The organism is Ottowia thiooxydans DSM 14619 (assembly GCF_000422885.1).
Lineage (GTDB): Bacteria > Pseudomonadota > Gammaproteobacteria > Burkholderiales > Burkholderiaceae_C > Ottowia > Ottowia thiooxydans.
This window is the reverse complement of sequence record NZ_AUGX01000014.1, coordinates 56,851-70,427: the sequence shown is the minus strand read 5'-3', so window position 1 is coordinate 70,427 and position 13,577 is coordinate 56,851. Positions and strand designations below refer to the sequence as shown.

Sequence of the window (13,577 nt, the reverse complement as noted above, 5' to 3'; positions counted from 1 at the left end):
CGGCCTGTCACGGCACACGTTCCCTATATATGTCTATCAATCAATTCGATAAGAAATCCCAGGCCTGGTCGGCGCTGTTCTCAGAGCCCATGAGCGAGCTGGTTCAACGCTACACCGCCAGCGTGGATTTCGACCAACGCCTGTGGCGCGCGGACATTGCCGGTAGCTTGGCTCACGCGGGCATGCTCGCCACTCAGGGCGTGATCTCAGAACAAGACCGCGCCGAAATCGAGCGCGGCATGGGCCAAATTTCCAAAGAGATAGAAAGCGGCGCGTTCGAATGGAAGCTGGCGCTGGAAGACGTGCATTTGAATATCGAGGCGCGCCTTACCCAACTGATTGGTGACGCGGGCAAACGCCTGCACACGGGTCGCAGCCGCAACGATCAGGTAGCCACCGATATTCGCTTGTGGCTGCGTGAGGAAATCGACCTTATTGCAGACCTGCTACGCGAAATGCAGGGCGCACTGGTTGAGGTGGCTGAAAAGAATGTCGAGGTCATCCTGCCCGGCTTCACCCATTTGCAAGTGGCTCAGCCGGTCAGCTTCGCGCACCATCTGCTGGCCTATGTGGAGATGTTTTCACGCGATGAGGCCCGCATGGCGGACGTACGCAAGCGTGTGAACCAGTTACCACTGGGCTCCGCAGCTCTGGCTGGTACCACCTACCCGCTTGATCGCGAGCTGGTCGCCAGAACCCTGGGAATGGAAGGTGTTTGCCAGAACAGCCTGGATGCCGTGAGCGACCGGGATTTTGCGATTGAATTCACTGCCGCCTCCTCGCTCATCATGGTGCACATCAGCCGCTTGTCGGAAGAGCTGATCTTGTGGATGAGCCAGAACTTCGGTTTTATCAAGATCGCCGACCGGTTCACCACCGGCTCGTCCATCATGCCGCAGAAGAAAAACCCGGACGTACCGGAGCTCGCCAGAGGCAAGACCGGCCGCGTGGTGGGCCATTTGATGGGCCTGATCACGCTCATGAAAGGGCAGCCGCTGGCCTACAACAAGGACAACCAGGAAGATAAGGAGCCCTTGTTCGACACGGTGGACACGGTACGCGACACGCTGCGCATCTTCGTTGAAATGATTGCAGGCCAGGCTGACGCACAGACTGGTGTCCGCCAGGGCGGTATCACCGTCAACGCTCCGGCAATGGAGCAGGCCGCGCTGAAAGGCTACGCCACAGCGACCGATCTGGCCGATTACCTGGTCAAGAAAGGACTGCCTTTCCGCGATGCACATGAGACCGTAGCCCACGCGGTCAAGGCCGCACAATCACACAACTGCGATCTCTCAGAGTTGCCACTTACCGTTTTGCAAGGTTTTCATCCAAGCATAGAAAAAGACGTTTATGAAGTGCTTTCTCTGCGCGGCAGTTTGAACGCACGCAATACGCTGGGTGGCACAGCGCCAGCTCAGGTGCGCACGCAGATTGCCCGACACAAGACGAGGTTGAGCACAGCGCACTGATTAATACGTAATACTGCGTTCCTGCAACGACATGACATGGAACGCAAAATCAGGGTCTCACAGTGAAACGCTCCCGGTTTTTTGCCCTGAACTACCGGCGATACATTGGCATTTGCTACCCTATTAGCGCTGAACGCCCTCCCTGGAGCTCCACATGCAATTTCACACTCATTTTCGCCAAGCCGGACGGGCATTTGCGCTGTCTGCGGCGTTTTGGGCTCTGGGCGCACAAGCGCTCACCATTACCAGTGTGTCGCCACAGGGAGAGGTGGCCAAGGTCAGGCAATTGGTGGCCAAATTCAGTGAGAACGCTGTCAATTTTGGTGACCCCAAGGCCCCCTCCCCTCTAAAACTCACTTGTGATGACGCCACCGCCTCACGCGGCCAGGGCCGATGGAACAGCGCCCGTGAATGGGTGTATGAATTTGAAAGCGATCTTCCACCGGGCGTTCGCTGCCGCGCTGAGGCGGTCGCAGGCTTCAAAACGAGTTCAGGATCGGCGCTGACGGGTACCACCCAGTTTCAGTTCAATACCGGCGGCCCTTTTGTCCAACAAATCAGCCCGTCAACCCCGGGCCCGATTGAGGAAGAACAGGTTTTCATACTTCGCTTGAATGGTGATGCCACGGCAGATAGCGTGCGCAGCAACGTTTGGTGTGCCATAGACGGTGTAGGCGAGCATGTGCCGGTGCGCTTGATAGAAGGCACAGAGAGAACGGGTTTGCTGAAAGCCATTGGCAACGAGCAGGAAGCCACCAAGACGCCACAGCGCTATCACGCCCTGGTGTGCAACCGGCGGCTCACGCCAGCCACGCGAGTGCAACTGGTGTATGGCAAAGGCGTGGCCACTCCCAGCGGCATCGCCAACACGCAAGAGCGGCGCTTTACCTACAAAGTGCGCGAACCCTTTACGGCCAGCATGAGCTGCGAGCGTGAAAACGCCCAAGCTGCGTGCATGCCTATCCGGCCGGTCACCCTCAATTTCACCGCACCCGTATCGCGGCGCATACTGGAGACGGTACGCCTGCGCTCCAGCAAGAACGAGTTCAAGCCCAGCTTTGATGAAGGTGATGCTGACGCGCTGGTTGACCGCATCCAGTTCAACGGCCCGCTTCCAGAACGCACGCCCCTCACCCTGGCACTACCACCAGACCTCAAGGATGCCAGCGGTCGCGCCTTGAGCAACGCCTCCACTTTCCCGCTCCAATTTGCCACCGCGCCGATGCCGCCACTGGCCAAATTTGCGGCCCAACCCTTTGGCATCGTCGAGCGCTTTGCGGATGGCCCTGAGAGCCAGCCCCTGTTTCCGGTGACCCTGCGCCGGGTCGAATCCAACCTCAACGCCAGCGGCGTTCAGGTCAGCGGCCTGCGGCCCCAGAGTGATCCAGACATCATTGACTGGTTCCGGCGCATTCAGCGCTACGACGGCTTCTACATCTCGCGCAAGCTCGCAACCAAGGATTTACGCCGTGGCCTGCCTCCAGTGGTCGATGCGGAAAGCAAAGAGACGGTGCAGTCGCGCATGGTGTCATTGCTGGCAGGCGTGAACGGTGTGCAGACCCTGCACGTTCCACCTTCAAATGATGGCCAGAATGCCCGTCCATTCGAAGTGGTGGGCATCCCTCTCGTCCCGGGCTTTCATGTGCTGGAGATTTCCTCTCAGCTCTTGGGCGCATCCTTGCTGGACGAAAAATTCGGACCCTCCCGCACGATGTACGTGCGCAGTTCGGCGCTGGTCACCAATCTTGGTGTGCACTTCAAGCTTGGGCGAGACAACTCCCTGGCCTGGGTCACCTCGCTTGACAAAGGCCAACCGGTGGCAGGCGCCACGGTTCGCGTCTCCGATTGCAGGGGCCGTGAGCTGGCCAAGGCCACCACAGACATCGAGGGCATTGCGCGCTTCAAGGGGCTATCTCCTGCAGCGCCTGTTTGCCAGGCAGAGAGAGACGATTACAGCGACTACCCTGGCGGCTATTTCGTTAGCGCCCGCACCACGCGGGACACCGTGGATGACTTGGCCTTCACCTGGTCGTCCTGGCAAAAAGGCATTGAACCATGGCGTTTCAATGTCCCGACGAGCAACGATGTTCGCCCGGATGAGCGCGCGCACACCGTGTTCGATCGCACTTTGCTGCGTGCAGGTGAAACCGTCTCCATGAAACACCTGCTGCGCTCGGAAACGAGTGCTGGCTTTGGATTGCCTCAGGAGAGCCCGGACACCCTGGTCGTCACGCACGTGGGCAGCGGGCAGGAATACACCCAGCCACTCGCCTGGCGCCGCACCAAAACCGGCGGGCGCAGCACGGAAAGCACCTTTGCCATTCCCCAAGCCGCCAAGCTTGGTGTTTACCAGGTCACGCTGCGGCAAACCAGCCAAGGCAAAAATGCTGGTGAGGGAAGCCGCAGCTTCGAAACGGGGCAGTTCCGCGTCGAAGAATTCCGCTTGCCCGTCTTTCAGGGCCGCGTGAGTACCGTGAGCAAGGAGCCCTTGATAGCCGCCACCAACGTTCCTGTGAACGTGCAGGTCAACTATGTGGCCGGCGGTGCCGCCGGAAATCTTCCGGTGCGCATTTCAGCGCTCACGCGCGCCAAGGATCTGCGCTTTACGGACTACGATGATTTCAAGTTCGATCCACCTCGTACGCGCAGCGAGCAGGAAAGCGGCAGCGAGGGCGAGGAAGAAGCAACCTCGCGTGAAGATCAGCGGGTGGTGGCCGACAAGCTGGCCGTGACGCTCGATCGCAATGGCAGCGGAACAGTCGCCATAGATAAATTAGCCGTTCCCACCCGCCCTCAGGATCTGCTGATCGAAGCCACCTACGCAGATCCCAACGGAGAAATCCAGACCCTGCGCGGCAACGGCACGCTGTGGCCAGCCGGTGTGGTGGTAGGGATCAAGACCGAGGGCTGGGTTTCCGCCAGCCAGGCGGTTCAGATGCAGGCCCTGGCGCTTGACCTGGCAGGCAAACCCAAAGCAGGCGTCACGCTGGATGTAAAAGCCATTGCACGGATCACCACCACCAGTCGCAAGCGGATGGTGGGCGGCTTCTACACCTACGACAACCGAACCGAAACCAAGGATCTGGGTACCGTCTGTACCGGCTCCAGCGACTCGCGTGGCTTACTGACCTGCAGCATCAAAATGAACCAGCCGGGAGAAATTGAGCTGGTGGTCACTGCGCGTGATGACAAGGGCCGTACCGTCAACGCTGCCAGCTCGGTGTGGGTCACCAAGCAAGGCGAGTTGTGGTTTGGCGGAGAGAACCATGACCGCATGGACCTCGTGCCTGAGAAAAAGCTCTACCAGCCCGGTGAAACTGCCCGCTTCCAGGTACGCATGCCCTTCCGCTATGCCACGGCCCTGGTGGCCGTCGAACGCGAGGGCGTCATGCACACACAACTGGTGCAGTTGCGTGGTGACGACCCCACCGTGAGCCTGAAAATTGAAGAGGCTTGGGGCCCGAACGCCTATGTCAGCGTACTGGCCTTGCGCGGCCGGTTGCGTGATGTGCCTTGGTACAGCTTCTTCAGCTGGGGCTACAAAGCGCCGCGTGAATGGTGGCAAGCCTTCTGGCATGACAGCAAAGACTACGTAGCGCCCACCGCCATGGTGGACCTCAGCAAACCCGCGTTCCGCCTGGGCATGACGGAGATCCGCATAGGCACCGGAGCACACCGCATTGATGTGTCCGTGAAAGCTGATAAGGAAAGCTACACCGTCCGCGGCAAAGCCAAGGTCACCATTACGGCCAAGCTTCCCAATGGCCAACCCGCGGCAGATGCGGAGGTGGCACTCGCCGCCGTGGACCAGGCCCTGTTGGAACTCATGCCTAACGGCAGTTGGAACCTGCTCGATGCCATGATGCAACGCAGAGCCTGGGGCGTGGAAACTTCCACCGCGCAAATGGAAATCATCGGCAGGCGCCACTATGGCCGCAAGGCGGTTCCCACGGGCGGTGATGGCGGCGGCAGAAACCCCACACGAGAGCTTCTAGATACGCTTCTTTTATGGAATCCGCGCGTGCAACTCGATGCACAGGGCCAAGCTGTGGTGGAAGTGCCTCTGAACGATGCGCTCACCACGTTCCAGATCGTTGCCGTGGCTGATTCAGGTACGGGGCTCTTTGGCACTGGACAGACCGCCATCAAAGCCACGCAAGATCTCCAGATCATCAGCGGCCTGCCGCCACTGGTGCGCGAAGGAGATCAGTTCAAAGCCATGCTGACCTTGCGCAACACGACACAAAAAGCCATGAAGGTGGAAGTGTCCCCACGCGCCACACTGCTCGAATTGAAGCCGCAGACCATTGAAATACCCGCAGGTGAAGCCCGTGAGTTGCAATGGGACGTAACCGCACCAGCGCAATTGGCTGCCACCCGTGCAGAAGCATTGATGTGGGAGATTGAGGCCAAGGACAGCGCCGGCACCGCTCGCGATGCACTGAAAGTGAGCCAGCGCATCATCCCTGCTGTGCCACTCACCGTGCAGCAAGCCACCCTGGAGCAGCTCAATGGCTCCCTGACGCTTGATGTCGCCCCTCCGGCGGATGCACTACCACTTGGTAGCGAAAAGCGCGGTGGTGTCCGCATATCCTTACAGCCTCGGTTGTCAGAAGGTCTACCCGGCGTGCGTGACTGGTTCGCGCGCTACCCCTACTCCTGCCTGGAGCAGAAGACGAGCAAATCCATTGGCCTGCGCGATGAAAAGCTCTGGCAACAGACCGTGGCGCAATTACCAGCCTATCTGGATAGCGATGGTCTGGCCAGCTACTTCCCGCCAAACAACGGAGAGTCCAATCGTGGGAGCGATACTCTGACCGCCTGGCTGCTGGCAGCCACGCACGCAGCCGGCCAGATCAATACGGCGTTTACGCTGCCGGATGAGCCCCGAGCCCGCATGATTGCTGGCCTGACGCAATTCGTGGAAGGCAAGATTGAGCGCAAATTCTGGTCGCCTCGCAACGACCTGGATGTACGCAAGCTGGCGGCCATTGAAGCCTTGTCTCGCTACGAGGCCGCCAAGCCCGCCATGCTCAGCAGCTTGACGATTGCGCCCAACCAGTGGCCCACCAGCGCCGTGATCGATTGGATCAGCATCCTGAAGCGCTTGCCTACTGTGCCGAACAAGGCGGCGCAACTGGCGCAAGCCGAACAGGTTCTGCGCGCTCGTCTGACCACCCAAGGCACGCGGCTGGCCTTCAGTACCGAACAAGACGATTACTGGTGGTGGCTGATGGCCGGCGGCGACGTGAACAGTGCCCGCCTGCTGCTGCTGGTCATGAATGATCCCGCCTGGAAGGATGATCTTGGCCGCCTGGTAACCGGCTTCATCGCTCGCCAACAAGGTGGCGCATGGAACACCACTACCGCCAACCTTTGGGGAGGCTTGGCTTTGGAGCAATTCTCGAAGCAGCACGAGTCCACGCCTGTAGCGGGGAAAACCACCGCTACCCTGGGTGCGTCCTCTGCTGAAATCGAGTGGTCCAAGGTCACACGCCTGACGAGTAGCGACAGCCTAGGCGCTGCGCACCAAACCAGCATTTTTGGTGCGCCCTCCTCGCCTGGCCAGTTGACCAACAACACCGCCCTGCTCTCTTGGGGAGATGCCAAGCCCGGCACCAAACAACCGCTCGTAGTCACTCAGGTCGGAACAGGCAAACCGTGGGTCACTCTGCAGTCGCTGGCAGCAGTAGACCTGAAAGCGCCTTTCAACTCTGGCTATCAGATCAAGAAGACTGTCACGCCTGTAGAGCAAGCGAACAAGTCTCTACCTTCAGGGCAGTACACCCGCGGCGACATCCTCCGAGTGACGCTGGAAGTCACCGGCAATAGCGATATGACCTGGGTGGCAGTGACTGACCCCGTGCCCGCGGGCGCCACCATTCTGGGCGGTGGCCTGGGGCGCGATTCGCAGATCGCCACTCAAGGCGAGCAGCGCAGCGGTGCAGGATGGCCGGCTTTCGAGGAGCGCAGCTTCGAAGCTTTCCGCAGCTACTACGAGTACCTGCCTAAAGGCACCGTGAAGGTGGAATACACCGTTCGCCTGAACAATGCCGGCGCATTCAGCCTGCCCCCTAGCCGGGTGGAAGCCTTGTATGCGCCCGAAATGTTTGGGGAAATACCGAACGCGCGGGTCACGGTGCAAGCGCCGTAGCAAAGTCATAACAACTCACGGGGGCTGGCCCCCCTGTGTAAACGTAGCCACCCGAACTTTCTCTGATCAAGATCGGCAAAAAACCCATGGATCTCAAGCAGGAACTGGAAGAATTTAACCAATCGATTGAAGAGATCGATCCAGATTTTTTCAATTTCCATATTCTGCGGTTTGACGCTCCATCCACTGATGAGCAACTTGGGTTGCTTCAGGAGCGCTGCAATATTTCAATTCCGGAAGACTTGAAAGACTTCTACCTGCAATATGGAGGTCTTGAACGGAATGAAAAATACAGTGAGTGCTATTTGGAAATTCCAGGTGTTTCCAAAGTCTTGAAGTTGCTCAATAGCATCGGGGAGCTAGCTAGCCTGGGGCTGATTGACGGAATCAAGCATTCCTGGGGAAATGATCGTTGGGAGTTCGAGGAAGATGAGTTTTTCTCATCTGCAGAACTCCAATCATTGAATGACAAATACAAATTCTTCGGCCTCTACAGACCAGACCTAGAGCGAGCACATTATTTGTATTTCGATCAACAGGGAAATTTCGGCGAACTATTCTACGACCAAGATTTATTTGACGATGCCGAGACCGAACTGAGATCCATGCTTCTAAAAAGCCCTGCGTCCCTGGATTTCCATTCACTGTTGAAAAACGGTTTGCAAGCCTTGCTGGAGTTCAGACGGGACGCTGCAGAGTAACCCCTCGGCAAAGCCGGCGGCTTTCGACACGTGAGTTGGGCAGCACAGCTAAACGGGGCCACTTACGTCGCCCCCACTCTTGGGCAGCCTGCTAAGGCCGTTCTCCGTAGCCCCTACTTTTTTGCTCAACTCGATTGTTCGCCGGCGACCGCCCGGTTAATTCCGGGGTCATAGCTACCGCATCAATCCGCCTTGATCCCGCGTGCTTTCACGATAGGCCCGAACAGCGCGCTTTCCGCCTTCACCATGGCAGTAAGTTCTGCAGGTGACAACGCAACTGGCTCCGCGCCAACGTCCGCGAACCGAGCCTTGATGGCCGGCTGCATCAGTAGCTTGTTGAGTTCACGGTTGAAATGTGCCACGTTCGCCGCCGGCATGGCTGCGGGTGCATAGACCGCGAACGGTGTATCTACATAAACCGGGCCAAAGCCTAACTCGTTCACAGTGGGCGCTGCGGTGTAGTAAGACGCTCGTTGACGGCTAGCCACGGCCAGCAACTTGAGTTTGCCGGCCTTCACGCTGGGAAACACGGTACCCGGCACGAAGGCGTAATCGATCTGCCCGGCCATCACATCCTGGATGGCTGGTGCCATACCCCGGTACGGAATGTGCGTTGCGAAGATGCCCGCCGTCTGTTTGAACAGCTCGCCGCCCACATGTGGCGTCGTGCCATTACCGGCTGAGCCATAACTTAGCTTACCGGGGTTGGCGCGCGCGTAAGCCACAAACTCGGCCAGCGTGTTAGATACGAGCGTGGGTCGCGTGACGAGGAATAACTGAGTGTTGGCCAGCAGTGCGACGTGCTGCAGCTCTTTGGCCGGGTCCAGCGGCATGCGCCCGAACATGAGGGGGTTCACCGACTCCAGTGTCGTCACGTTCACGAGCAGCGTATGGCCATCCCCGCCATTGCGCGCCACTTCCACCCCTGCCACGTTTCCACTGGCACCTCCCCGGTTGTCGATCACCACGGGCTGGCCAAGCACCTCAGTAAGCTGCGGCACCAGCATGCGAATCAACACATCGGCTAAGCCACCGGGGGGAAAGGCCACCACGATGCGTAGCGGCCGGCTGGGCCAGGGCGCGGGCTGGGCTGACACGTTTGTGGCGGCCAATCCGGCGGCAAGGCCGAGCAAGTGTCTACGCGTAAGAGCAAGGTGTGATGCGTGCATTGAACTTCTTCCGGAAGAAAAATTAGAGCGCCTGGCAGTCAACAATGGTCGCGCTAGCGTGCAAGCCTAGGTCCGTCCCGCAACCATTGGCCGCAGTAGCAATGCACGCAACAGCGCGTGACCTACCGACCGATTCCCTTCCACGTTTGGAAGGAGATAAGTCAATGAAATCCATGATTTTGGATTGATTGTATTGACGAAGAACAAAAAGTAAATACATCCATATTCATGGATTTCCCTAAGAGACAATAGCCAAATCCGGCGCGCAATGTGCTTTCGTAGAAGGCATGAAGCAAGTCGATCTGGCGCAGAAGCGGACCATGGAGCGAACGAGAGTTTCTCGACGAGATGAAGGGTGTGGCACCGTGGACGGCATTGGTCGATCTGACCAAGCCCCATGCAGACGAAAGCAAGCAGCGCACGGTTCCTGGGCGCATGCTTGTTGCAGGCAAAAAATCCCGCGCTACAGCCGGCCCACGACGATGAGCTGGAGCTTGATGGCCGAGCGGATGCGTTTGAACTAGCGGGCTTGGGCGTCACGTCCGGCCTTGAGAGTCAGCTCTTGGCCTTCCTTGGGAAAGCGTTGCTTGAACGCGATGCCCACGTCTTTGGCAGCCTCCATCAGCTCGGTGCGCGCTGTCCCCAGCAAGCAGCTATCGGTGGGGTGGGCAATCGCTTAGTGTTGCACCGGCCTATGGACTATGGCCTGGGCAAGCTCCTGCAACTTGATCAGCTTGAGATCTAGGGCCACGAAAATGGTAGGGCAATGCAGTTAGCTCCACAATCTGCACATAAGGTCGCGACCGGAAGCTTGCCTCATGCAGGCGGCGTATCCGAAGGGGCGGCAAGCCCCAATTTATGAGAATTGATTAAATGTCTCGAAAACTCAACTACAGCAGCAGTGCTCACGACAGAGCGTACTTCTCTCCAGCCTCAGAAGAGAAAATTAAGATCTTTTGCTCAGATTTCGATATCGTTCTACCTAAAGACTATTTTGGGTTTCTAAAAAAATACAATGGCGGGAGCTTTATTGAAAGTCACTTACCAAAAACCACCCTTGGCGAATTAACAGTATCGCGCTTCTACACATTAACGGATAGTGAAAATTACTCAATCACAAATTCAATAGGAAATTTGGAGGGCTATGTACCGATCAAATTTATTCCAATCGCAGATGACCCCGGTGGGAATTTATATCTGCTTGCACTAGATGAAAAACACTACAGCGAAGTTTATTTTTGGAATCACGAAGCTCCATTATTCAGCCAGGACGGGGATTTTGATGAATTTGAAAATCTAACAAAACTATTTAATTCTTTTGAAGAATTTATAGAATCCCTTGAAAAATCAATTTAATACAATTACAGACCCATGGCCAGGTGCTATTTTTTCAAAAACGGCATTACCACCGTAAAAAACTCCTATCACACGCCGGCCCGGACCATAAGGGTATTTAAAATCTCCCCGAGCTATTCGATCTCAGGGAACTCTCAAGGGGAGATTATTTAGTCAATTGCACCTTCGCCGCGAACGCCTTGGTGTCTTCGTATTCGAACTTTATCTTTTTAGCGAAGTCCGCTCCGTTCACACCGGTAATGGGAGACATACCCGCTGAGCTGAACTGTGTGCGCAACTTGGGATCCTCCATGGCGGTTGCTACAGCGTCAACCAGCGTTTTGGTGATCTCGGCAGGTAGTCCCTTGGGAGCCACTATGCCGTACCAAGGACGCATGTTGAGATCCTTGTAACCCAATTCATCCAGCGTGGGCACGTTAGGCAGGGACTTCAACCGAGAGGGCCACATGACGGCGATTGGCTTAGCTTTGTTGGTTGTGATCAACGGAATGATCAACTGCTCTACGTCGAACATGAGGCTGAGATTTTTTCCCATGAAATCGGTGACGGCTGGCGCGGAGCCTTGATAAGGCACGTTCCGGATCTTTGTGCCGAGGCGGTGGTTGATTTTTTCGACAATCATGTGCCCCAGAGAACAAATACCCGGAGTGCCTTGGGTAAGTTGCGCGGGTTCTTTCTTGGCGGTCTCAACCACGTCTTTGAAGTCTTTCTCGGGCATGCTGGGCTGCATGACCCAAACCATTGGCATGTCCGCGACTTGAGCAATAGGGGTGAAATCATTGACGGGGTCATACCCCGCGTTGCTATTGCACACCGGATTCACCACATGCGTGGACACAGCAGCCACGGCCAAGGTGTAACCATCTGCTGGAGCGCGCACAAGCTGGCCCGTTCCAACGCCTCCTCCGGCGCCTGCCTTGTTCTCCACGAACACCGTCTTTCCCAGCGCTCTCGACATGGAATCAGCCAGGCTCCGAGCGACCACGTCAGTAGGCCCGCCTGCCGCGAATGGAACAATGAGACGAATAGGTTTCTCTGGGTAGGCAGCGTTCGATGCCGCCGCTGCGAACAAGCCGACAGCGGCAACGATAGAGGTGATCTTTGAATTCATCATGGATGCTTTATGTCTTTGAATATTATGGTTTACAGAACTCGTCAGCGCTGAACGATCTGACATTCAACTGATCCTGAAATACCGAGTTTTTCCATTCAGGCAAAAAATAACTACCGACGGTTTTACCGTGAGCCCTCACTGTGCTCACCACCGAAGCCAATCGATCTGGCCAAGCGGAAACATCCCTCCAATCCTCGATTCGAAAATCTTTCGAAAGGTCCACGAGTCCAAAGTGAAAACCAAACACATTGGGCATTTTGGCTATAGATTCGATTAATGAGAAATCGGCACGCGACTCCAACATGACATATATCCCTGTCTTGGTTTCACCGTGATCTGTTAAAGAAGAAGAAATGTATTCAATGAACTCAAGGGTGTAGCCCCCCGAAATCAGATAGTTGCGCCCCCCAAACTTCTTTATCTTGTCAAACAAGTAAGCACCGTTCGGCGGAATTCTAAAAATCGGATTCAAGACACCGTGCTGCTCAAGCATGGTCATCGCCTGGAGATAGCGCTCGTCCACGCAACCACCTTCACAGTCAACTTGAAAATGAGACCAACCCACCTTCTTCAGCTTGTTCACAAGATTCAAATCCCATGAGATCGGATTTATCCAGTCCATGGAACTCAGTGATTTTTGGTTGAATACTTGGCCAAGCCCACGGGCCTGTCCTCTTGAGGATCAATGCCTTGCCGGCCTTGCGGGTTTTGGTAGACCAGCATCTCCTTGCACATAGGCCGCGAAGGAAAGTCCTGGAGCCAAAGCCGATAGAGCAAGCGGCCATTCGATAGGTCGTCCGGATTCACGAACGAGCGTCGGGCGTGCAGGATCTGGTAGTTGTTCATCCACGCCATATCTCCTGTTTGCAGCTGATAGTCGAAAGCCACTTCGGGCCTGTTTGCCACTTCATCAAAGTAGTCCAAGGCCTCTTTCTCAGTGCCTTCCAGAGGCTTGCCCAGATCACGGTACGCCACTTCGATGATTTCACGAACATACCTGCAGCTGACCAGGCCGTTGGTCGTGGAGAAAACCGGAATTCTGTAAGGGGTGACGGGTTCTGCGTCAGGAGGCTCCTCCCCACGACGGTGGTAGGGGTAGCCCGCCTCAAGCACCTTAAGAAGATCGGGGCGCTCAACCGCAATGATGTCGCGAATCTTCAAAGAACTGGCGAATACGCTTTCTCCCCCACTGGTGCTTCGGCGAATGCACATCAGACAGATGATCTCAGCGGAGTCCGTATGCAAATCCAACTGGCGGTCGCTGGTGTAGCCGCGGGCGCTTGTCTTGTCGCGCACAGCCACATGTCCTAGCAAATCTCCATATGAGCTTTGAGATACGGCATTGCCAAAGTGCAAGCCCAATCCCATGTACATAATCTCCAATTCTTGTGGAGTATATTTTTCCGCATCGACTCCACGTGCCACCAACAAACCGGCCCCTCTGCGAATATCTTCCAGAATGCTGCTCATCGTTTCCACAATTGAGGGAGACGAGAAATCGTCTTTGACAACGGATTCGATTGTTTTGCCGGCGGCTTTGCATGCGCTCATGCAATCATCCAGCTCTTTTAAGAACTGCGGCGATAGATGTTTCACCATTTCAGTGGAATC

9 protein-coding genes are annotated in these 13,577 nt (G+C 56.5%); 5 read left to right on the top strand and 4 right to left on the bottom strand.

Going from position 1 to position 13,577, the window contains the following annotated elements; translation table 11 throughout:
* Positions 1-29: 29 nt before the first annotated feature.
* The 3 genes from argH (at position 30) to G518_RS0113645 (ending at position 8,327) form a co-directional block, all read left to right on the top strand.
* Entirely contained in the window at positions 30-1,472 is a 1,443-nt protein-coding gene (gene argH / locus G518_RS0113655; protein WP_028603022.1) for an argininosuccinate lyase, read from the top strand.
* Positions 1,473-1,626: 154 nt separating this feature from the next.
* Positions 1,627-7,626 (top strand): alpha-2-macroglobulin family protein, encoded by a 6,000-nt coding sequence (locus tag G518_RS0113650; protein WP_051236630.1) that lies wholly within the window; start codon positions 1,627-1,629, stop codon positions 7,624-7,626.
* 86 nt (positions 7,627-7,712) lie between these two features.
* A complete protein-coding gene (locus G518_RS0113645; protein WP_028603020.1) occupies positions 7,713-8,327 on the top strand; it encodes an SMI1/KNR4 family protein in 615 nt (204 codons plus the stop codon).
* A gap of 182 nt (positions 8,328-8,509) precedes the next feature.
* Here G518_RS0113645 and G518_RS0113640 read toward each other — a convergent pair whose 3' ends face one another.
* Positions 8,510-9,496, bottom strand: coding sequence for a Bug family tripartite tricarboxylate transporter substrate binding protein (locus G518_RS0113640; protein WP_028603019.1), 987 nt, complete (start codon positions 9,494-9,496; stop codon positions 8,510-8,512).
* A gap of 397 nt (positions 9,497-9,893) precedes the next feature.
* On the opposite strand from G518_RS0113640, the gene G518_RS0113635 reads away from it, so the two are divergent.
* Together G518_RS0113635 and G518_RS0113630 are read left to right on the top strand one after the other, a co-directional pair.
* Entirely contained in the window at positions 9,894-10,241 is a 348-nt protein-coding gene (locus G518_RS0113635) for a hypothetical protein (RefSeq protein WP_028603018.1), read from the top strand.
* 128 nt (positions 10,242-10,369) lie between these two features.
* Positions 10,370-10,852: an SMI1/KNR4 family protein gene (locus tag G518_RS0113630; protein WP_028603017.1), complete on the top strand. Its 483-nt coding sequence runs from the start codon at positions 10,370-10,372 to the stop codon at positions 10,850-10,852.
* Between the two features lie 145 nt (positions 10,853-10,997).
* Here the strand turns inward: G518_RS0113630 and G518_RS0113625 are convergent, their stop codons facing one another.
* Genes G518_RS0113625 through G518_RS0113615 form a run of 3 tightly spaced genes read right to left on the bottom strand, consistent with a single transcriptional unit; the run spans position 10,998 to position 13,517 of the window.
* The gene (locus G518_RS0113625) at positions 10,998-11,963 is read right to left on the bottom strand and encodes a tripartite tricarboxylate transporter substrate-binding protein (RefSeq protein WP_028603016.1); all 966 of its coding nucleotides are present in this window, start codon (positions 11,961-11,963) and stop codon (positions 10,998-11,000) included.
* A 25-nt stretch (positions 11,964-11,988) separates the two neighbouring features.
* Complete coding sequence (locus tag G518_RS0113620) at positions 11,989-12,588, bottom strand: hypothetical protein (protein ID WP_028603015.1); 600 nt, start codon at positions 12,586-12,588, stop codon at positions 11,989-11,991.
* A gap of 5 nt (positions 12,589-12,593) precedes the next feature.
* Complete coding sequence (locus tag G518_RS0113615) at positions 12,594-13,517, bottom strand: TauD/TfdA family dioxygenase (RefSeq protein ID WP_169457946.1); 924 nt, start codon at positions 13,515-13,517, stop codon at positions 12,594-12,596.
* Positions 13,518-13,577: the final 60 nt, after the last annotated feature.